The 20,005-nt window shown below is 31.9% G+C and carries 18 protein-coding genes, 1 tRNA gene, 1 other RNA gene and 2 pseudogenes; 6 read left to right on the top strand and 16 right to left on the bottom strand.

What is annotated here, in order from left to right:
• Window positions 1–255: 255 nt before the first annotated feature.
• Window positions 256–1,080 (bottom strand): hypothetical protein, encoded by an 825-nt coding sequence (locus tag ACIQ66_RS03780; protein ID WP_396211475.1) that lies wholly within the window; start codon window positions 1,078–1,080, stop codon window positions 256–258.
• A gap of 258 nt (window positions 1,081–1,338) precedes the next feature.
• Here ACIQ66_RS03780 and ACIQ66_RS03785 point away from each other — a divergent pair, with 258 nt between their 5' ends.
• Complete coding sequence (locus ACIQ66_RS03785; RefSeq protein WP_396211476.1) at window positions 1,339–1,557, top strand: hypothetical protein; 219 nt, start codon at window positions 1,339–1,341, stop codon at window positions 1,555–1,557.
• Here the strand turns inward: ACIQ66_RS03785 and ACIQ66_RS03790 are convergent.
• The 4 genes from ACIQ66_RS03790 to ACIQ66_RS03805 form a co-directional block, all read right to left on the bottom strand.
• A complete protein-coding gene (locus ACIQ66_RS03790) occupies window positions 1,496–1,924 on the bottom strand; it encodes a hypothetical protein (RefSeq protein ID WP_396211477.1) in 429 nt (142 codons plus the stop codon). The two genes, ACIQ66_RS03785 and ACIQ66_RS03790, sit on opposite strands and share 62 nt — an antisense overlap.
• A gap of 182 nt (window positions 1,925–2,106) precedes the next feature.
• Window positions 2,107–2,880 (bottom strand): TSUP family transporter, encoded by a 774-nt coding sequence (locus tag ACIQ66_RS03795; RefSeq protein WP_396211478.1) that lies wholly within the window; start codon window positions 2,878–2,880, stop codon window positions 2,107–2,109.
• Window positions 2,881–3,041: 161 nt separating this feature from the next.
• On the bottom strand, window positions 3,042–4,238 hold the full coding sequence (locus ACIQ66_RS03800) for a pyridoxal phosphate-dependent aminotransferase (RefSeq protein WP_396211479.1): 1,197 nt from the start codon (window positions 4,236–4,238) through the stop codon (window positions 3,042–3,044).
• 240 nt (window positions 4,239–4,478) lie between these two features.
• Window positions 4,479–4,916 carry a DUF1573 domain-containing protein gene (locus tag ACIQ66_RS03805; protein ID WP_396211480.1) on the bottom strand — a complete coding sequence of 146 codons (438 nt, stop codon included), beginning with the start codon at window positions 4,914–4,916 and terminating at the stop codon, window positions 4,479–4,481.
• Between the two features lie 283 nt (window positions 4,917–5,199).
• Between ACIQ66_RS03805 and ACIQ66_RS03810 the strand changes: the two genes are divergently transcribed.
• A complete protein-coding gene (locus ACIQ66_RS03810) occupies window positions 5,200–7,833 on the top strand; it encodes a valine--tRNA ligase (protein WP_396211481.1) in 2,634 nt (877 codons plus the stop codon).
• A gap of 58 nt (window positions 7,834–7,891) precedes the next feature.
• Here the strand turns inward: ACIQ66_RS03810 and ACIQ66_RS03815 are convergent, their stop codons facing one another.
• From ACIQ66_RS03815 to ACIQ66_RS03840, 6 genes and pseudogenes are all read right to left on the bottom strand, one after another.
• Window positions 7,892–8,626, bottom strand: coding sequence for a VanZ family protein (locus ACIQ66_RS03815; protein WP_396211482.1), 735 nt, complete (start codon window positions 8,624–8,626; stop codon window positions 7,892–7,894).
• Window positions 8,627–8,647: 21 nt separating this feature from the next.
• A tRNA-Tyr gene (locus ACIQ66_RS03820) sits at window positions 8,648–8,728 on the bottom strand.
• Between the two features lie 133 nt (window positions 8,729–8,861).
• Window positions 8,862–9,272: pseudogene (locus tag ACIQ66_RS03825) on the bottom strand (TlpA family protein disulfide reductase); the annotation flags it as partial.
• Window positions 9,273–9,287: 15 nt separating this feature from the next.
• Window positions 9,288–10,037 carry a DUF4369 domain-containing protein gene (locus ACIQ66_RS03830; RefSeq protein WP_396211483.1) on the bottom strand — a complete coding sequence of 250 codons (750 nt, stop codon included), beginning with the start codon at window positions 10,035–10,037 and terminating at the stop codon, window positions 9,288–9,290.
• A gap of 164 nt (window positions 10,038–10,201) precedes the next feature.
• Window positions 10,202–10,599: a transfer-messenger RNA gene (gene ssrA, locus ACIQ66_RS03835) on the bottom strand.
• A 91-nt stretch (window positions 10,600–10,690) separates the two neighbouring features.
• Complete coding sequence (locus ACIQ66_RS03840; RefSeq protein ID WP_396211484.1) at window positions 10,691–11,890, bottom strand: serine hydrolase domain-containing protein; 1,200 nt, start codon at window positions 11,888–11,890, stop codon at window positions 10,691–10,693.
• Window positions 11,891–12,089: 199 nt separating this feature from the next.
• Here ACIQ66_RS03840 and ACIQ66_RS03845 point away from each other — a divergent pair, with 199 nt between their 5' ends.
• Both ACIQ66_RS03845 and ACIQ66_RS03850 read left to right on the top strand, forming a co-directional pair.
• Complete coding sequence (locus tag ACIQ66_RS03845; RefSeq protein ID WP_396211485.1) at window positions 12,090–13,292, top strand: NAD(P)-dependent oxidoreductase; 1,203 nt, start codon at window positions 12,090–12,092, stop codon at window positions 13,290–13,292.
• 306 nt (window positions 13,293–13,598) lie between these two features.
• Complete coding sequence (locus ACIQ66_RS03850; protein ID WP_396211486.1) at window positions 13,599–15,260, top strand: MFS transporter; 1,662 nt, start codon at window positions 13,599–13,601, stop codon at window positions 15,258–15,260.
• A 173-nt stretch (window positions 15,261–15,433) separates the two neighbouring features.
• Here ACIQ66_RS03850 and ACIQ66_RS03855 read toward each other — a convergent pair.
• The 5 genes and pseudogenes from ACIQ66_RS03855 to ACIQ66_RS03875 all read right to left on the bottom strand — a co-directional run.
• Window positions 15,434–15,613: pseudogene (locus tag ACIQ66_RS03855) on the bottom strand (inner membrane CreD family protein); the annotation flags it as partial.
• Between the two features lie 267 nt (window positions 15,614–15,880).
• Entirely contained in the window at window positions 15,881–16,723 is an 843-nt protein-coding gene (locus ACIQ66_RS03860) for a hypothetical protein (RefSeq protein WP_396211487.1), read from the bottom strand.
• A gap of 117 nt (window positions 16,724–16,840) precedes the next feature.
• Window positions 16,841–17,659 carry a 3-deoxy-8-phosphooctulonate synthase gene (kdsA, locus tag ACIQ66_RS03865; RefSeq protein ID WP_396211488.1) on the bottom strand — a complete coding sequence of 273 codons (819 nt, stop codon included), beginning with the start codon at window positions 17,657–17,659 and terminating at the stop codon, window positions 16,841–16,843.
• Between the two features lie 208 nt (window positions 17,660–17,867).
• Window positions 17,868–18,320 carry a 2-dehydro-3-deoxyphosphooctonate aldolase gene (locus ACIQ66_RS03870; RefSeq protein WP_396211489.1) on the bottom strand — a complete coding sequence of 151 codons (453 nt, stop codon included), beginning with the start codon at window positions 18,318–18,320 and terminating at the stop codon, window positions 17,868–17,870.
• Window positions 18,310–18,804 carry a DUF4199 domain-containing protein gene (locus ACIQ66_RS03875; protein WP_396211490.1) on the bottom strand — a complete coding sequence of 165 codons (495 nt, stop codon included), beginning with the start codon at window positions 18,802–18,804 and terminating at the stop codon, window positions 18,310–18,312. The genes ACIQ66_RS03870 and ACIQ66_RS03875 overlap by 11 nt, the downstream gene beginning before the upstream one ends.
• Before the next feature lie 104 nt (window positions 18,805–18,908).
• Between ACIQ66_RS03875 and ACIQ66_RS03880 the strand changes: the two genes are divergently transcribed.
• Window positions 18,909–19,466: a YeeE/YedE thiosulfate transporter family protein gene (locus ACIQ66_RS03880; protein WP_396211491.1), complete on the top strand. Its 558-nt coding sequence runs from the start codon at window positions 18,909–18,911 to the stop codon at window positions 19,464–19,466.
• A gap of 3 nt (window positions 19,467–19,469) precedes the next feature.
• The gene (locus ACIQ66_RS03885; RefSeq protein WP_396211492.1) at window positions 19,470–19,883 is read left to right on the top strand and encodes a DUF6691 family protein; all 414 of its coding nucleotides are present in this window, start codon (window positions 19,470–19,472) and stop codon (window positions 19,881–19,883) included.
• The last annotated feature ends 122 nt before the right edge of the window (window positions 19,884–20,005 follow it).

Consider the following 20,005-nt stretch of genomic DNA (forward strand, 5'->3'; position numbering starts at 1 on the left):
TAGCTCGTATTATTTTTAGAACAAACCAAAACACCTCAAAATATACCTTGGCTTAAAACCAATTTATAAGCTTTTAATTAGGTGAAATTGTATTGAAAATGGCGTTTTTTCACAACCTGACGTTCCTGCGCTTGGCGAGGTTGCGAACTTCGGAACCGATTATCTTCTATCAAAGATAAAATTTCTTGCGAGAAATAAACGTGTATTTACTACAAAATTCGCAATCTTGCCAAACGCCTGTTGTGCGTTCGCTTTTTATTTTTTCTCGACATTATTGATTTTTTCCCAAGCTTTTCTAGTTAATACTGCTAAAATTTCTTTGTTACAATCCCAGATTGAAACATAGTTTTTAGAAATTACATAATGTTGTTTAATTTTTGCAAATTTCGCATATAACATTAATGTACAAATGTCAGTTGATGTTATGAAATCGCCAGTTTCTTCTGTATGACTATGCATTGTTGCTTCAATTTCGTCTTTTCCACTATATTCTATTGGAATAATATTTCTGTGAAGTTGTTTTCGATTTAACAGTTTATTATTATTGTCAAAGTTCAGTAAATAGTCGTTTCCGAAAATTATTACACCATTTTTTTTTGGACCAGTTAATACATAAACCTTTTTTTCTTTTCCATTAATAATTGGAATTAGGTTAAAGTTTGTGTTATTATATCTTTTAAAAATGGTATCTGAATTGATTATTTCCAATGCTGCATTTTTGATTTCATATAAATCGAATTCAGTTTTAGTTAATTCTCTTTCACTCAAATCTGTTTTTGCATTTTCAATTTTAAAAGTTATGTCAAAATCCATTGTTCCAATTATCTTTGGCTTTTCACCTTTTGAGTAGAAAATACATCTTGAAATTTCGTTTTCTGAATATGATAAATATCCACCAATTTTTTCTTTTTCTTTATATTTCTCAATAAAAATGTCAGTTCCATACCATGAAGCCATTTCAGATTTATAAAGCATTTTTCCTTCTTCGATAATTTTTGAAGTTATTTTATCAGTTTTTGATTGTCCAAATGTAATTTGACAAATTATAATACTTGCTAAAATGCTTAATACTTTATTCATGTTTTTAATTTAAGTTTCTTTCGGTTTTCTGTCGCTCCAAAGTGACGCACAACGTTTTGTGGCTTCAAGAAGTGGCGTAACTTCAAGACTGCCGTTAATAAATAATTACTGTTTTTTAGTTTTTACGCCGAAACTTTACTGATAAATCCTAAGCCTAGCCATTTCTTGAAACCACTGTTAGCAAATCGGCTTTCTTTTTTCTTCCACAATTTAGTTATTTTTTCTTACTTTTGGTAAATCATTTTAAAACTTTAAATTATGAACTATCAAGAAGCTTTAGGTTATTTAGATTTAAACCTTTCAAAATTTCAAGAGTTATACCCAAATTCTATTTTTATTATCTCGCCATACTTATATAAAGATTTAGAAAGATTTATAAAGGATATAAATGAAAAAGGTATAAATAATGTAGATGTTAAAGATTATTCTTCTGATGGTCGTTTTGGTGTTTACGAATGGCGTTATAGAGCGTTGTAGGATTAGTTGTATATCTGTTTATATTTAAAGATACTTTTACAATATCTGAATTTTCTATTTTAAAAGTTGGAAGAACTAAATATTTATTTTTAAATTCTAAAATAGTGTCGGCTATTTTATTCTCTAACTCTTTTTCTAATTCATCGTATTGAGATTCTGTGTAAGTTTCACTATCAGAAGCTAAATAGTTAATTCCTTCCTCGTTTCCTTTGTCAAAATTTTCTGAATATTCTTTTAAAATGTTTAAATCTTTTTCTGTCATTTTTGTTACTTGTTTTTTTAGTAACATTATCAAACTGCTATTTTCCGTTTTAGTTTTTTGCGGATTTTTGGTTAAGCTGTTTGCTAACTCGTTTATATCAGCCATAAATAGCACTTATCAACTCACTGTAAGTTGGCTTTGTGCCATAAATTTGACTTCAAGTTTCAAATATATAGTATTTATTCAAAAAAACAACACTAAAAACCTACAAAAAATTTTATAAATAAATTTGTATTAGCATCACACAAACTAATTAGTTAAAAGTGTTGCTATTACGTGTCTAAAACCTAAATAATCCCCAATCCTAAAGCCAAAGACAAAACCAACAACAAAAGAGCTACCGTGTAGTGCAAAAATTGCAAGGTTACTTTTTTTAGTAATTTGTTGCCTATAATAGCGCCCGTCATAGCCGAAAAAGTGGCAAAAAGTAGTAATGGCAGGTTTTCTTGTAATTCTAACTTCATAATTCGGGTGGCGTAAACGCTCAATCTTGTAAAATCAACAATAGTCGAAATCACAACGGTGGTGCCAATAAAGGCTTCTTTGGTCAAGCCAGCACGAATTAAAAATGCGCTTCGCAACGCGCCTTGGGCACCAGTCAATCCGCCAAAAAAGCCACTTAAAGCGCCTCCAATGGGTAGTTTGGATTGGTCAAATTGTAACTTGTTGAAATACGGTATCAAATCAATAACCGCAAAAAACAGTAGCAGCACCGCAACCAAAAGTTTTAATGGAAATACTTCAAAGGTTTTGTCCCAAAGTTGGTAGGTGTAAAGCGGTTCAAAATTGGGAATTTTTACCATTAACAACGCACCTATAAAAGCAAAAATAACGGCCGGAATGCCAAAACGAAGCAACACTTCTTTGTTGACCTTTTTTCCAACCAAAACCAACTTGAAAATATTGTTAGAAAAATGAACCATACCTGTCAGGGCAATCGCCACTTCTACAGGAAAGAAAAGCATCATAACAGGTGTTAAAAGTGTGCCCAATCCAAACCCAGAAAAAAAAGTTAGAATGGCAACAAAAAATGCTACAATTGAAATAAGAAGGATTTCCATTTGTTTTTAGTTCAAATATAAAAAAAAACGCCCTCAATTGAGAACGTTTAATACTTTTATTATTTTTATCATTTTAGCCGAAGATTCAAAAGATTAAAAGGATTTTTAAGTATATGAACAAAAAAAATCTGTGAAAATCTGTGAAATCTGTGTTTAAAATATTATTTAGAATTATAAACCAAAATAGCATCTTTCAATATCTGAACCGAACGAACTAAATCTTCTTTTTTCAAAACATACGCAATTCTAACTTCGTTCAAACCAACACCTTTAGTCGAATAAAATCCGGCTGCTGGTGCTACCATAACAGTTTCTTTGTTGTTATCGTATGATTCTAACAACCATTGTGCAAATGCATCGGCATTGTCAACGGGCAATTGTGCAATGCAGTAAAAAGCACCTTTTGGAGTGGCTACTTTTACGCCTTCAATTTTGTTCAATTCCGAAATCAAAATATCACGACGTTCTTTGTATTCTTCAATAACTTCTACAAAATAACTTGCTGGTGTATCAAGAGCGGCTTCACTTGCAATTTGTGCAAAAGTTGGCGGACTTAATCGCGCTTGAGCAAATTTCATTGCCGTAGCCATCACTTCTTTATTTTTAGAAACAATACAACCAATTCGGGCACCACACATGCTGTAACGTTTAGAAACGGAATCAATCATAATAGCATTTTCTTCAATGCCAGGAATGTTCATAACCGAATAATGTTTGTCGGTTTCGTCGTATATAAATTCGCGGTACACTTCGTCAGCAATCAAGAATAAATCGTGTTTTTTTACCAACGCTGCCAATTGCAAAATCTCTTCTTGTGTGTACAAATAACCTGTCGGATTTCCTGGATTGCAAATAAGAATGGCTTTGGTTTTAGGCGTAATTAATTTTTCAAATTCAGCAATTGGTGGCAAATCAAAACCTGTATCTATAGATGAAATTACGGGCACAACATTCACGCCAGAAGCGGTTGAAAATCCGTTATAATTGGCATAAAATGGTTCAGGAATAATGATTTCGTCACCGTGATCAAGACAACTTCCCATGGCAAATAACAAAGCTTCAGAACCACCCGTTGTGATGATAATATCTTCGGTATTTATTGGTAAACCGTGGTTGATGTAGAATTGTGAAAGTTTTTTTCTATAGCTTTCAAAACCAGCTGAATGGCTGTATTCTAAAACTTTTATATCTAAATTTTTTATCGAGTTCATAGCCACTTCGGGCGTTTTGATATCGGGTTGACCAATATTCAAATGGTAAACTTTATTACCTTTTTTCTTTGCTATTTCTGCGTAGGGAACCAATTTTCTAATTGGCGATTCGGGCATTAATTTTCCTTTGTTTGAAATTTTTGGCATCGTAGTTTTTTTTAGAGTTGCAAATTTCGACATTTTTTAGAGTTTAGCAATCATTTTCATTTTTTTATTGCTTGATTTTATTTGATTTTATAAAAAACACGCTATAACTTGAATTTAGCTTGTAAAAGGAGCAATGCGTAAAGCTCTTATTAATCCATTTGACAACTTAATTTACTTAACTTTCTTAATGGATTAAAACAAAAAAAATGCCTCAATTTTCTTGAAGCATTTTGTAATTTATTATTTGTCTGTAGTCATCAGTGTCGATTTCTTTTCCAGAATATTCACTTCTGGTTTGGCAATTACGTCACCCTTTATTTTAAGAGCAACTCGACCGCCTTCAACATTTACAGCATTTGTTTCTACTGTAATGGTTTTACGTATCGGACCAGGATTCATATTGTATTTTACATCAATTTTTCCTGTTTTCCCTGGCGCAATAGGCTCTGTTGGTTTTGATGGAACCGTACAACCACAAGTCGATTGAACATTGATAATTGTCAATGGCGCATCACCGGTATTGGTAAACTCAAACGAACGAATACCAGAATCGGTGTCTTTAGATACTTTTCCATAGTCTATGGTGTTGTCAGCATCTTTAAACACAATTTTGGCACCAGCTTGAGCAAAAATGGCTACGTTAAAGGCAAGTGCTAATCCAAGTATAATTTTTTTCATTTCGGTTAACTTTTAAGTTTTTAGTTTCGTAAAAATAGGTTGTTTTAATTAAAATACAAATAATTAAATCTTAAATTTTTTAAACAGTCTTAATTATTTTACTTTTGCAACAAATACAAAAAGCGTACCATACCCATTTTTACTGTCAGGAGCGAATGGCTTGGGCTTTATTTACTAACCATTTTCCCGCTGTCCGAGCTACATGGTAGCTTCTCCCATCGGGGCTAAGTAGTGAATCATTTGTACTTTTGCATCAATTTTTATAACAACGAATATCTTAAATATGACAATTCCAGCACAATTCGACGCCAAAACAGTAGAAGAAAAGTGGTACAGCTATTGGATGACCAACGGTTATTTTTATTCCGAACCAGATCATAGAACACCTTATACTATTGTAATTCCGCCACCAAACGTGACTGGCGTTTTGCACATGGGGCATATGTTAAATAACACAATTCAAGATGTGTTGATTCGTCGTGCTCGTCTAAAAGGGTTCAATGCTTGCTGGGTGCCCGGAACTGACCATGCGTCTATCGCGACCGAAGCCAAAGTGGTTGCCAAACTAAAAAGTGAAGGAATCAACAAAAACGATTTAACGCGCGAAGAATTCCTAAAACACGCTTGGGATTGGACAAATAAATACGGTGGAACCATCTTAGAACAACTTAAACAATTAGGCTGCTCATGCGATTGGAATCGTACCAAATTTACAATGGATCCAGATATGTCGGCTTCTGTAATTCGTTCGTTTGTAGATTTATACAACAAAGGATTAATTTACCGTGGCTACCGAATGGTAAATTGGGATCCAGAAGCCAAAACAACACTTTCTGACGAAGAAGTGATTTATGAAGAACAACAAGGAAAATTATTTTACCTGAAATATAAAATAGAAGGCAGCGAAGAATTTTTAACAGTTGCAACAACCCGTCCAGAAACTATTTTTGGTGATACTGCTATTTGTATCAATCCAAATGATGATCGTTTTTCGCATCTAAAAGGTAAAAAAGCTATTGTGCCAATTTGTGGTAGAGTAGTGCCCATTATAGAAGACGAATATGTTGATATTGAGTTTGGTACAGGTTGCCTAAAAGTTACACCAGCACACGATGTTAATGACAAAATGTTGGGTGACAAACACAATCTAGAAATTGTTGATATTTTCAATGAAGATGCTACATTAAATAGTTTCGGATTGCATTATCAAGGAAAAGACCGTTTTGTAGTTCGTGCCGAAATTGCAAAAGAATTGGAAACTTCAGGAGCATTGGCTAAAACCGAAACCCATTTGAATAAAGTAGGAACTTCAGAACGAACAAAAGCGGTTATAGAACCACGTTTGTCAGACCAATGGTTTCTCAAAATGGAAGATTTGGTAAAACCAGCCATCAAAGCCGTTTTAGAAACAAACGAAATCAAATTATATCCTAAGAAGTTTGAAAATACCTATCGCCATTGGTTAGAAAATGTTCGCGATTGGAATATTTCACGTCAACTTTGGTGGGGACAACAAATTCCGGCCTACTATTATGGAGATGGAAAAGAAGATTTTGTAGTGGCAGAAACCATAGAACAAGCGTTAATTTTAGCTCAAAAAGCTACTAACAATCAACAATTAACCACAAACGATTTGACCCAAGATGTTGATGCTCTTGACACTTGGTTTTCTTCATGGTTATGGCCAATGGCCGTTTTTGGAGGAATTATGAATCCAGAAAATGAAGATTTTAACTACTATTATCCAACTAACGATTTGGTTACCGGTCCAGATATTTTGTTTTTCTGGGTAGCTCGTATGATTATTGCCGGTTATGAATATGCAGATGACAAACCGTTTTCTAATGTTTATTTGACAGGAATTGTTAGAGATAAATTGGGCAGAAAAATGAGTAAATCACTAGGAAACTCGCCAGAACCATTAGAATTGATTGAGAAATTTGGAGCAGACGGTGTTCGGGTTGGATTATTACTAAGTGCGTCAGCAGGAAACGATATTTTATTTGACGAAGAATTATGCAGTCAAGGAAAAGCATTTTCAAACAAAATATGGAATGCGTTCCGATTGATAAAAGGTTGGGAGGTTTCAACAACAATAGCACAACCAGAATCGTCTAAAGTTGCTATTGAGTGGTATGAAGCCAAACTACAAAAAACGTTAGCCGAAATTGAAGATTTGTTTGAAAAATACCGTTTATCGGAAGCTTTAATGGCAATCTATAAATTGGTTTGGGACGATTTCTGTTCCTGGTTTTTAGAAATGATAAAACCAGCTTATCAACAACCAATAGACAAAGCAACTTTTGATAAAGCTATTGAAATGTTGGAAAATAATTTGAAATTATTACAACCATTTATGCCATTCTTAACAGAAGAAATTTGGCATTTAATTGCAGAAAGAACAAAAGAAGAAGCATTAATAATCTCGACTTGGCCAGAATTAAAAGCGTATGATGAAAAATTGATTGCCGATTTTGACAACACCATCGAAGTTATTTCAGGAATTAGAAGCGTCAGAAAAGATAAAAATTTACCATTCAAAGATGCCATTGATTTAAAAATTATCAACAATGATAAAGTATCAACTTATTTTGATGTTATTGTTACCAAACTTGGAAACATTACTAATCTTGAATATGTTTCAGAAAAAGTAGATTCTGCTATGTCATTCAGAATAAAATCTAATGAATATTTTATTCCAATTACGGGTTCAATTAATGTTGAAGAGGAAATTGCTAAATTGACAGAAGAGTTGAAATATGCTCAAGGATTTTTAAAATCAGTTCAAGCCAAACTTTCAAATGAAAAATTTGTTGGCGGCGCACCAGAAAAAGTTCTCGAAATGGAACGCAAGAAAGAAGCGGATACACTAGCTAAAATTGCAACTATTGAACAGAGTTTAGCGAGTTTGAAATAATTTTTTCAATAAATAATTTAAAATGCTATTTCATCACATTTGAAGTAGCATTTTTTTATTATAAAACTTTATCTCTAAAAGATGTATTATATTGAGTTAATGTCCAAAAAACAATAATTGCAATTATTGAACCTAAAGTATTCATGGCTAAATCGTCAAATGTGGCTGTTCTTCCTTCTATAAAATAATGCTGAATCAATTCTAAAACTCCACCACCAACAAAGCAAGCTGCCACCGTATATAAGTAGTTTTTTGAGTCATTTTTAAAATGTAAAAGGATTGAAAAAGCCAACAACATATAGAAGAAAATATGTGAAAAAACAGAAAAATTATCTAATAAGTAATTTGTTGTTAGATATTTTTTATCAAAACTCATTTCTTTTTTCTCAATTTTAGCTACTACTTTTTCTCCGCACATAGACCCCATTAATGGAATTTTAGCTGCTATTTGGGTGCTAATTGTTTTAATTCCGCCTTGTTCATAAGTTGCCGAAAAAGGAGGATTTCCTAATTCAAAATAACATTCAGCAGATGTGTAATTATATTTTCCGTTGTTTGTGTAGTAGTAAACAGAAAAGCTATCAGGAGATTTAAAGTTGTCGCCTTCTTTTGGTAATTCATTTTGAACTTCAGGGGCTCTAACCGGAATACATTCCAGAAAAAAAATGACTAAATAAATTAAAATAGGATGAAATAAAAATTTTGCAGCTTTCATATTTTTAACTTCTTTATTGTTAGCAAATGTATTAAAAGAAGCTTTTAAAAAAGAATTATAAAAAAAAAGTTGTTTCAATAGTTGAAACAACTTTTTTTGTGGGGAGAGCAGGATTCGAACCTGCGAAGTTCACACAGCAGATTTACAGTCTGCCCTCGTTGGCCGCTTGAGTATCTCCCCTAAAGCGGTTGCAAATATAAAAACACTTTTGATGTTTGCAAACTATTATAGGACTTAATTTTGCATTAATTTTTAAAAGTTTGAAAACGAATTAAATAAAAAAATCTCCCGAAGGAGATTTTTTAGTATTTGCTTATTTTGAACCAAGAAGTTCTTGTATTTTAGCTTTTAATTCTTCACCAAATAGGTCTCTAGCAATGAATTTTCCATTTGCATCTAGCAAAAATGTTGTTGGAATTTGTTCCACTTCATATTGCTTTGCTATTGGATCTTGCCAACCTTTAAGGTTTGAAACTTGAATCCAAGTTATTTTGTCTTTTGCAATGGCATCTTTCCATTTAGACAAATCTTCATCAAGAGAAACACCTATTATGTTTAATCCTTTAGAATGAAACTCATTATATAGAGCAACTACATTTGGATTTTCTCTTCGGCAAGGTCCGCACCATGAAGCCCAAAAATCTAGTAAAGTAACTTTTCCTAAAGATTCTTTTAGAGAAATTAATTTACCATCTGGAGATTTTGCAGAAAAATCAGGTGCTTTTTTACCAGTTTTTCCTCATTTAGCTTGAGCTGGAGCTTGAGGCATAGCTGGAGCTTGTGGGGCAACAGTTGGATTTTTCATTTGATCTAACTTAGTTTTGATAGATTTACCAGGTTTAGTGGTTTGTAATGATTTATCCAATTTGTTATAATATTCTTCAATTTTTTTAACATCAGGAGTCATTTGATTGAACATTCCTTCAATTATTAAAGCAGAAATAAAAGCTTTTGGATGACTAGCTACGTAAGCATCAGATTGTTTAGCAAAATCTTCTTGAAACTTAATATATTCAGCTCTAAGACTGTTAATTACAACAGTATCTTTTTTCTCTTGCGCTTCTGTCATTTTAGCCATATTGTCATCTTGGAACTTCATCATTTTCTTTTGAATTTGTTCTCCAGATTTTTTATAACTAGTTAACTCATCATTGTTATAAGTACCAGAAACTTTAGTATTCATAATGCTATCTTTATTGATAACCATTGTGATATCTCCATTTTCTAAAATAAATGCTACTTTTCCTTGTGTGCCATCCACTTGTACCAAATGAATTTCAGGTTCTACTGCTTTTCCTTCAAATGTAAATTTTCCGTCTTTAACTTGAACGGTATCAACTGCTTTCAATTGTCCCATTTCATCTTGTTTTTCAAGAAATACATTTTTTCCATTTTCGATACCTTTGATAGTTCCAGTAACTACATACTTATCTTTGTTACAAGATACTAGTAAACTTATTGTAGCTAATAATAAAGCAATTTTTCTCATTTTTTTTTAAATATTAATTTAGAAATGCAAAAGTATTTATTTTTTTTAGACTAACTATATTTATAACTTAAAATTATCATTGATTTTGAGAATATAATTAAATTGAAGTTTGTAAGAATAAAAAAATCGCAATCATTATTAAGATAAATGATTACGATTTTTATTTGTGGAGTCGCCGAGAATCGAACTCGGGTCCAAACAAGCAACCAAATGGCTTTCTACACGCTTATTTTCTGTTTAGGTTTTCGACGTTGGGCTAGGACAGAAACAACCACCAAACGCTTAGCTTTATCAGTGTCAAAATGGATTTAAAACATTACCATTTCTAGGTTTATATTTACGATTTACCTTGACCAAACGCTATAAACCAAAGCTTTTGAGGTAAATCCTGCTTTCCTACCTGGTAGGAGCGTGGCTAATCTTACTATAATTCAGATTATGCAGCAAGAGCGTAGTTTCCTTCGCCGTATAAAAGTTTTGAGTCCATTTATTTACGAGAATTGACTCAGTTCTCGACGTGCTTACAATTTAGTTCCACTCGCTGTCAAAACCAGTCGACCCCAGTAGATTTGTAATTTTAGAATTCTGATTTTTGATTTCAGGAACTTTAAGATAGCTTGCAAATATAGTGCCTTTTTATGATTTGTAGAAATTTATTCTTCCCCGTCATTAAAAACAAACGGATAATCACCAAATAATGGTGCAAGTTTTCTTATTGTATATACATTTTTAGTAAATCTATTAGATAAGGCAATTATGGCTACTCTTTCGTTTTTTAAAGTTACAAATGAGGAAGTATTTCCGTGCCACCAACCATTGTGAAAGTAATATTTTTGACCAGTTTCCCACTCGATCATTCTGATTCCAAGTCCGTAATTTTTTTCTCCTTTACTCTCGTAACTGTAACCTTGATACATTTTCTTTTTCAATGCAGGATTTAAAAAAGTAGTCGCATTTATCGCCATATCAAATTTCAATAAATCTCTTGGTGTAGAATAGATGTTTTTGTCACCGTAAACTCCATCAAGAAAATCTATAGCAAATTTAGAACCATTGCCACGATAAGAAGGAGTAATTTTTTCTACATCTTTTTCAATATCAAACACATAAGTGTTTTTCATGCCAAGCGGATTGAAAATCATTCTTTTCATGGCATCTTTATAGTTCGTTTTAGTAACTTTTTCAATTATCAAAGCTAACATGGCATAGTTGGTGTTGCAATAACAAAACCGTGTATCTGTTGGATAGTCTAATTGTAGATTTTTTTCTGTAAAAAGATTTAAAATGGCTTGGTTTGTAAGTGTTTTACTCGAATCCCAAATGGTTTTATCATCTGTAAAATAAGCGTAATTTCTCAATCCACTTCTATGGTTCAATAAGGTTTTAATAGTAATTTTTGGATATGGAAAATTTTCTAAAATGGTAGTCACTTTTTGATCTAATTCAATTTTTCCAGCATCAATAAGTAGTAAAATTGCTGTTGCAGTCAAAACTTTACTTACAGATGCAATGTGAAGAGATGTATTTTGATCCATTTTAGTTTTGGTTTCTAAATTCCCAAAACCATTGTATTTTTCATATATAATTTGGCCATTTCGAGCTACTAAAAAACTTAAATTGTCGGTATCATCTTTCCAATAGTTATCACAAAATTCCTTAGCTGGAATTCTTTTTTGAATAATATACCCTTTTGAAAGGTTTGCTAATTTTTCAGTTGAAGGTTGAATAGTTGGTAACGTTTCATTGGAAGTTTTATCAGAAACAGAAACTGTTTTTTCTTGTTTGGCACATGAAAAAAACAAAAAAAATGTTGTAACGATAAAAATCGTTTTAAGGTTAATTTTGGTAGTCATTGGTTAGCTTAAAAAGCAAATATAAGCAAACAAATAGCGCATTAAATCCTTTAAATAAAAGAAGTTTTCAAGAAAATACAATGTTAAATTGTTAATTAATTGAAATTCAAATACAATAGAGAAGTTTATTTTGTAGCTAAAAGTTTTGAAAACGATTTCGTAAAAACTACTTTTGAAATCGAAAAATAAAGCAATTAAAATGAAATTTGGAATTATAAAAGAACGTAAAATACCAGTTGATAGAAGGGTTGTTTTTACACCAGAAGAATTAGTAAGACTAAAAACAGAACATTCAGAAGCACAAATTAAAGTTGAAAGTTCAGACATAAGAGTGTTTTCTGATGAGCAATACAGTAATTTAGGACTTGAAATAGCAACTGACATGACCGATTGCGACGTTCTATTTGGTGTAAAAGAAATTCCGGTTGATGCATTAATTCCGAATAAAAATTACTTTTTCTTTTCGCATACTATCAAAATGCAACCTTATAATAAAAAATTGTTACAAGCTGTTTTAGAAAAAAACATCGAACTGTATGACCATGAAACTATCGTAGATGCTAACAATAAAAGACTTATTGGTTTTGGTCGTTATGCTGGAATAGTAGGCGCTTACAATGCTTTTAGAGGTTTCGGAATCAAATTTGAATTATTCAACATACCAAAAGCAGAAACCTTGCATGGGAAAGACGAATTAGTTGCCAAATTAAAACGACAAATTTTGCCAAATATCAAAATTGTGGTAACAGGTCACGGTAAAGTTGGAATGGGAATTAAAGAGATTTTAGATGGAATGAAAATAAAAGAAGTTTCCTCTGCTAATTTTTTGAATAAAATATATTCTGAACCCGTTTATACTCAAATAGATGTTTTAGATTATAACAAACGAATAGATGGACAAGTTCTAAATAATCTAGATTTTTACAAAAATCCACAAGAATATGTGTCAGATTTTGAGCGATATACAAAAGTTTCAGATATTTATATTGCAGGACATTTTCATAGTAACGGCGCGCCGCATATTTTGTCAAGAGAAATGCTCAAAGCAGCTGATTGTAAAATTCAAGTTGTTGCCGATGTTTCTTGCGATGTTGATGGACCAATTGCTTGTACAATAAAAGCTTCAACTATTGCTGATCCTTTTTTTGGGTACTTGCCTAATGAGCATAAAGAAGTTTCATATTCGCATCCTGGCTCTATAATGGTAATGTCGGTTGATAATTTACCTTGTGAATTGCCTAAAGATGCAAGTGAAGGCTTTGGTGAAATGTTTATGAAACATGTAATTCCAGCTTTTTTCAATGGCGATAAAGACGGAATTTTGCAACGAGCCAAAATGACTGAAAATGGTAAACTGACAGAACGATTTAAGTATTTGCAAGACTATGTTGATGGAAAATAAGAATAAAATCTCGATTTACTTCGGGATTTTTTATGAATGCTAGATAGTATATTTTTCCAAACAAATTCATTATTCGATTTTTAGAAAATATTTCGCAAACGATGTAACATGAGTTTAAATTATATAAAAATCAAGTTATGAAATCGTTTTCGTTAATAACTTATTACAGCTTTTCATGCAACAAAATGATATAAATGTATATTTATGAAAAATTTCATTTTGTTATTTTATCACATACTTATCTATTAGTTGTAATAGTGTGATTTTAACAAATTATATTTTTCAAAACTAATCAAATTTAAAACTATGAATTCAGAACAAAACAAATCAAACCAATCCGCACTTTTTACACTTATTTCGGTGTTTTTTTTCTGGGGATTTATCGGTGCATCTAACGGTGTTTTTATTCCTTTTTGCAAAGCCAAATTTGGGCTAGATCAATTTCAAAGTCAGCTTATTGACTTTGCTTTTTATGGAGCTTATTACATTGGCGCGTTATTCTTATTCATTTTAAGTAGTTCTCTAAAAAGAGATATTCTAAATGATTGGGGTTTCAAAAAAGGAATTATTAACGGATTGTTGATTAGTACAGTTGGTGCTGCTTTTATGATATTTGCTGTTACGCAAGGAAGTTATGCTTTAATACTAGCTGCACTTTTTGTTGTAGCATTGGGTTTTTCTTTACAACAAACTTCTGCTCAGCCATTTGTTGCTTCTTTGGGAAAACCGCATTCTGCTTCTAGTAGATTAAATTTGGCTGGAGGAATCAACTCATTGGGAACTACTATTGGTCCAATAGCTGTTTCATTTGCATTATTTGGTGTAGTGGCAGGTGTTGATATTGTTGAGTTTGCTCAAAAACCTGAATCATTAAGTTCTATGAAAATTTTGTATATGTTCGTTGGAGCTTTATTTTTAGTTGCCGCTGGATTATTTTATTTTTCAAAAAAATTACCTGCCGGAAAAAGTGATGCAACATTTGAATCTGCAAGCAAAGCCCAAACTATTTTGATTGTTATTACAGTTTTATTAATTGGAATTTTCGCCTACATTTTTTCTCGTTATGAAGATGCAAATTTCATTGAAGAGTTTATTACCAATAAAGGAAAAGATTATTTAGGACTTTATCTTTCATTAGCCACATTATTGGTTGTTGTTGTTGGGTTACTTTTTGCTAACAAATCGGCTCAAAAAAATGCTGAAGGTTGGGGTGCAATGAAATATCCGCAACTAGTATGGGGAATGTTGGCTTTATTTACTTATGTTGGTGTTGAAGTAACAATAGGAAGTAATCTTGGCGAGCTATTGGCAACTCCAGATTTTGGTTCTATTTCTGGTGCAGCTTTGGCACCATTTATGTCGATGTATTGGGGAAGTTTAATGATTGGTCGTTGGGCTGGAGCAATTTCTGTTTTTAATCCGAGTTCGCAACTTAAAAAGATTTTACTTATTGTTGTTCCCTATATCGCTTTTGGAGTAGTTTTAATTGCAAATGCTATTTCAGGACAAGATATTACCCCATTATATGCTTATGCTTTTGTAGTAGTATTTCAAATTGTTGGTTTCTTCCTAGGAAAAGATCATCCGTCAAGAACATTGCTTATTTTTGGTTTAATGGGTATGATGGCAATGCTTATTGGTTTATTTTCTACTGGTATTGTAGCGATTTTTGCCTTTATGAGTGGCGGATTATTTTTAAGTATTATGTGGCCAAGCATTTTTGCATTAGCAATAGCTGGATTAGGAAAATATACTTCGCAAGGTTCTGCTTTCTTGGTAATGATGATTTTGGGTGGTGGAATTATTCCACCATTACAAGGTAAATTATCAGATATTATCGGAATCCATAATTCGTATTTTATTCCTGTTTTATGTTTTGCTTTTATTGCTTTTTATGGTTGGTATGTTTTTGAAATCCTTAAAAAACAAGGTATTGCCAACGAAATTGAAGTTGGTGATGGGCATTAGTAGATAGTTTTGTTACAATATAAATTTAAAACTCCGAAAGAATGAAAAGTTCTTTCGGAGTTTTTATTTTTGTTCAAATGGTTGGCTGCCTAGCCCCGATAGGAGCAGTCTGCCGTGCAGCGCGGATAGCGGGAATTACATTTACTAAAATGCCCGAGCCATCCGCTCCTAAATTATTTACACTCAATTTTTCTAGAAAAGTACATTACGGCTGCTAAAATGGCAAACAAACCGATGCTACCAACTAATAGCGCATAATCTTCCAGTTGAATTATTACGAAAATAAAAGTGTAAAGCATCGAAAGCGAAACCCCAATAAAGGTTGGAAACTTTCTATTTTTTAGAATTGAAACCTAACAAAGTATAAAACACTGCCTAAGCAATTCCAATCATGGTGTATTTATATGTTCGAATAAGAAGTAAATAAAAATCATGAAAATCACATTTTTGCGATAGAAAGCTATTCTGATGGCTTTTCTCCAAGAAGATTTTCTATTGATTCAAACGAAGAAATTTTCGCCAAAATAAGCAGTTGAAAAATCTTGTTAGAACTTTAACTTAGCATTTAAAAAAGGCTATCCATTGAAGCAATTGGTTTGTTTTAATTGTAAATCTCTAACTTACAATCTAAAAATTCCTCCAAAAGCAATTACTGTTTGCGAAAAATTAAAATCCTGACTTGCTTCATCTTCGGATTCTGTGTTCGTTGTTTGAATGCTGTTCATATTGATATAACCACCTTTTATTTCTGTTTGAATAAAAAAGTATTTATAAAAAGTAAAATTCAAACCAGCTTTAGCAGAAATTCCATAACCAGACACATGAAAATCATCATGTCTTTCTTGTTGCATTAGTTTTGCATTTGTTTTCGGGTATAACAATCCAGCGCCTAAACCTTCTGTTAAGTTAATTTGAAATTTATCGGTATTTCTTATTCCAAATAATTTTGAAATATCATCAACTCTACAAAATTCTGAGTTAATATAATTCAAACCATCGGTATGTTCAAACGTTAAGAAATCTTCAGTTAACAAAACTTGACCATTAGGAAGGGTTTCTCCATAAAAATTTGTTCCTTCGTTTTGATAATTTCCAGTATAATTAACCACTTGATTTTGATCCATTACATACTTCATGTGGTCTAATCCAATTGAAATATTATAATGATCATTGATAAAATAACCCATTCTAAAATTTGTTTGTGGAATGGTCATTCTCGCCGGATTCACATAATCTACATGGTAACCTTTTGGTTTATCATGGGCTTCAACATTTTCTAAAGTAAATTTGTAATCTTTTCCAGTAAAAGTAATGTCGGAGTTGGTGTAATAATCTCTATTTCCTCCCCAAAATATATAAAATTTTCCTTTGTTATGTGCGGTATATTTTTCTGATGAAACTTCTTGGGCGTTTATAAAATTTGTAAAAATAATTAGACAAGTAATACTAAATTTTGTTTTCATTTTTTTGAGATGCCAATCCAGCTATTCGCTCTACCTGACTGTCGGCAGACAGGTCTTTTCCTTTTTATAGAAAAAAGAAAAAGGATGCCGCTACTATCTGGGCTAGGTCATTGGGTTTTAAAATTGATTTATTGTTTTTCTAATAGCGACTAACTTGGTCATTAAATCCTCAAAATAATCCAAGTGCAACATATTAGCGCCATCACTTTTGGCATTGGCAGGATCAAAATGGGTTTCAATAAAAATTCCGTCAACACCAACTGCAATACCAGCTTTTGCTACAGTTTCAATCATGTCTGGTCGTCCACCAGTTACACCAGCCATTTGGTTAGGTTGTTGTAATGAGTGTGTAACATCAAGTACCGTTGTAGCATATTGTTGCATGGTTGGAATGCCACGATAATCAACAATCATATCTTGGTAACCAAACATGGTTCCTCTATCGGTAACCATCACTTTTGAATTATGACAATCTAAAACTTTCTGAACGGCGTGTTTCATACTTTCTGGACTCATAAATTGTCCTTTTTTTAAGTTGACAACTTTACCAGTATTGGCAGCAGCTACAACCAAATCGGTTTGGCGAACCAAAAACGCCGGAATTTGTAACACATCTACATATTCGGCAGCCATTGCAGCATCTTCATTAGTATGAATATCAGTTACAGTTGGAACATCAAATGTTTCAGAAACTTTTCTAAGGATTTTCAAAGCTTTATCGTCGCCAATTCCAGAAAAACTGTCTATCCTAGAACGATTAGCTTTCTTAAAAGAACCTTTAAAAACATAAGGAATTTGAAGTTTATCAGTTATACCAATCAACTTTTCAGCAATTCTCATTGCCATTTCTTCGCCTTCAATAGCACAAGGACCAGCTAGTAAGAAAAAGTTATTACTATCTAAATGTTTTATTTTTGGAATGTCTTGTAAATTCATAAGTATTATTTTGAAGGTGCAAAGATACAAATTTTATTAGTTTCTGTTTGGTAGGCAATGTTACAGAGTTGTTAAATAAAAATAGACACAAAATACACTAGTTTGCACAAAATATTCTAGTGATAATATGATTTAATAAATTAAACATAATAGTTTTTAATGAAATGATACACAAAGTAGTTTGTAATAATTCGTGTCGATAACCAACTTACTTTTTAAAAGTCAATCCAACTGGAACTAGTAAAGCACCTTTTTCATAAATGTTGAAATAGAGCAAAATTGGTTTTTCTTGACCTTGCCATGTAATTTCATATAAATCTAAAAATGCTGCTCCAACGGTATTATTTTTTGTTGGAAACGGGCAACAAGATTCTAATTTTTTATAGTTCAATTTTTCTCCATTTGGACCAGCTAATGCATTCAAAAAACGTTCTTGGTTTATAGTTTCATTAGACGCATTTCTATAAAAAACATTTATAGGATAATCTTTGTCATAACCATATTTTTTGTCTTTACTATACTCCGTAATTACAAAAGTATTTTCTTTAATCAATATTGGAATAGGAGCATTGTTATCAATATTCTTAATAGTTGATTTTGTGCTAACGCATCCCATTAAAATAATGCTTAAAAGTAATACAAAAGTGAAATTATTTTTCATTTGTAGTGGTTTTAGTTTTAATAAAATAAGCAACAATTGCGCCAAAAGTTACACCCATCGATAATCCATTTGAAATCCCTTGAAAAATAAAACTTTTCATATTGTATAGGGCTGTTACTTGATCAATTGTTTGCTTTTTTTTGGATACTATTAGGTCTATCATTTTATCAAAATAACCCGGTGTTATGTATGTGTAAGTAATATAATTTACTAGCGGACTAAAAACAGCAATTATAAAAGAAAGTATCATTCCCGAAACGAAGGCTTGTCGCCATGTTATTACACCATTGTAGTCTTTTTTCTTTTTATCCAAAAGCGCAAAAACATAAATTGCTATGGCAACCAATGCGAAAAAATTGGTATATAGTATTTGTTTGGCTAAATGTTGATCATGCCAACCCAACGTTTTTTCAAGAATCATCCAAATTAGTGAAGCAATACTATAATTTATCGCCCATTTTAACTCTAATGCATAGTTTTTCATGTCAATTTCTAAATTTTATTCAAAATTAAAGTAATATTTGAAAGTATAATCGGATTTCATTGAAAAAATAATTCTTATGCTTATTTTTGTAAAAAAAAATCGGAATGGATATATTATTTTATACTTGGCATTGGGCCATTTCAGGTTTCATTATCGGGTTGATTATGCTTACGTTAACTTATTTTGGCAAAACGTTTGGTATGTCATCTAACTTACGAACATTATGCACGATTGCTGGTGCTGGCAAAAATGGAAATTTTTTTGATAATGATTGGCGCGAACAAAAGTGGAGTCTAGTAGTTGTGTTTGGTGCAGTTGTAGGTGGTTTTTTTGCTTACCATTTTATGAGTAGTGATACCATTGTAAGTATTAATCCTAGAACGATTGAAAATTTAAGAACATTGGGAATTGATGCTCCAAATGGTAAAATTGCTCCCGATTTGATTTTTAGTTTTGAGTCTGTCAAAACCTTAAAAGGATTTTGCATCTTACTTTTCGGTGGATTTTTGATAGGTTTTGGTACTCGATATGCGGGTGGCTGTACTTCTGGGCATGCCATTTCGGGGTTGAGCAATTTTCAGCTTCCATCATTAATTGCCGTAATAGGATTTTTTATTGGCGGATTGATAATGGCTCATTATATTTTACCTCTAATTTTTTAAGAAATGAAATTACTACGATTTTTTATAGTTGGATTTGTTTTTGGTGTGGTTTTAACCAAATCTGAAGCCATTTCTTGGTACAGAATTTACGAAATGTTTCATTTTCAATCTTTCCACATGTACGGAATTATTGGGGTAGCTGTTCTTACTGGTAGTTTAGGAATTTTTATAATCAAGAAAAGAAAAATTAAGGATTATAAAGGTTTACCAATCAAAATTATACCAAAAGAAAAAACGTTTGTAAATTACATAATTGGGGGTATTTTATTTGGGCTAGGTTGGGCTTTGGTTGGTAGTTGTCCAGGACCAATTTATATTTTATTAGGAACAGGAATGTTATCAATTGTAGTAATTTTGGCAGGAGCGCTAGTAGGAACTTATGTTTATGGAATAATAAAAGATAAGTTACCACATTAATTATTGAAATAAACCATTATGACTTAATTTGTAGTATCAAAATAAACGTTGATTAACTTGTGCTAATTAATACAATTTGTGTCAAATCATTATTGTGTTTAGTTAGATTATTAGTATTCCAA

The sequence above is a fragment of the Flavobacterium sp. genome (assembly GCF_044377315.1).
In the GTDB taxonomy this organism is placed as follows: Bacteria; Bacteroidota; Bacteroidia; order Flavobacteriales; family Flavobacteriaceae; genus Flavobacterium.

Bases quoted from the DNA above. Each gene is read 5' to 3' on its own strand.
- ACIQ66_RS03780 (WP_396211475.1), bottom strand. From the start codon at position 1,080: ATGAATAAAGTATTAAGCATTTTAGCAAGTATTATAATTTGTCAAATT.
- ACIQ66_RS03785 (WP_396211476.1), top strand. From the start codon at position 1,339: ATGAACTATCAAGAAGCTTTAGGTTATTTAGATTTAAACCTTTCAAAA.
- ACIQ66_RS03790 (WP_396211477.1), bottom strand. From the start codon at position 1,924: ATGGCTGATATAAACGAGTTAGCAAACAGCTTAACCAAAAATCCGCAA.
- ACIQ66_RS03795 (WP_396211478.1), bottom strand. From the start codon at position 2,880: ATGGAAATCCTTCTTATTTCAATTGTAGCATTTTTTGTTGCCATTCTA.
- ACIQ66_RS03800 (WP_396211479.1), bottom strand. From the start codon at position 4,238: ATGCCAAAAATTTCAAACAAAGGAAAATTAATGCCCGAATCGCCAATT.
- ACIQ66_RS03805 (WP_396211480.1), bottom strand. From the start codon at position 4,916: ATGAAAAAAATTATACTTGGATTAGCACTTGCCTTTAACGTAGCCATT.
- ACIQ66_RS03810 (WP_396211481.1), top strand. From the start codon at position 5,200: ATGACAATTCCAGCACAATTCGACGCCAAAACAGTAGAAGAAAAGTGG.
- ACIQ66_RS03830 (WP_396211483.1), bottom strand. From the start codon at position 10,037: ATGAGAAAAATTGCTTTATTATTAGCTACAATAAGTTTACTAGTATCT.
- ACIQ66_RS03840 (WP_396211484.1), bottom strand. From the start codon at position 11,890: ATGACTACCAAAATTAACCTTAAAACGATTTTTATCGTTACAACATTT.
- ACIQ66_RS03845 (WP_396211485.1), top strand. From the start codon at position 12,090: ATGAAATTTGGAATTATAAAAGAACGTAAAATACCAGTTGATAGAAGG.
- ACIQ66_RS03850 (WP_396211486.1), top strand. From the start codon at position 13,599: ATGAATTCAGAACAAAACAAATCAAACCAATCCGCACTTTTTACACTT.
- ACIQ66_RS03860 (WP_396211487.1), bottom strand. From the start codon at position 16,723: ATGAAAACAAAATTTAGTATTACTTGTCTAATTATTTTTACAAATTTT.
- kdsA (WP_396211488.1), bottom strand. From the start codon at position 17,659: ATGAATTTACAAGACATTCCAAAAATAAAACATTTAGATAGTAATAAC.
- ACIQ66_RS03870 (WP_396211489.1), bottom strand. From the start codon at position 18,320: ATGAAAAATAATTTCACTTTTGTATTACTTTTAAGCATTATTTTAATG.
- ACIQ66_RS03875 (WP_396211490.1), bottom strand. From the start codon at position 18,804: ATGAAAAACTATGCATTAGAGTTAAAATGGGCGATAAATTATAGTATT.
- ACIQ66_RS03880 (WP_396211491.1), top strand. From the start codon at position 18,909: ATGGATATATTATTTTATACTTGGCATTGGGCCATTTCAGGTTTCATT.
- ACIQ66_RS03885 (WP_396211492.1), top strand. From the start codon at position 19,470: ATGAAATTACTACGATTTTTTATAGTTGGATTTGTTTTTGGTGTGGTT.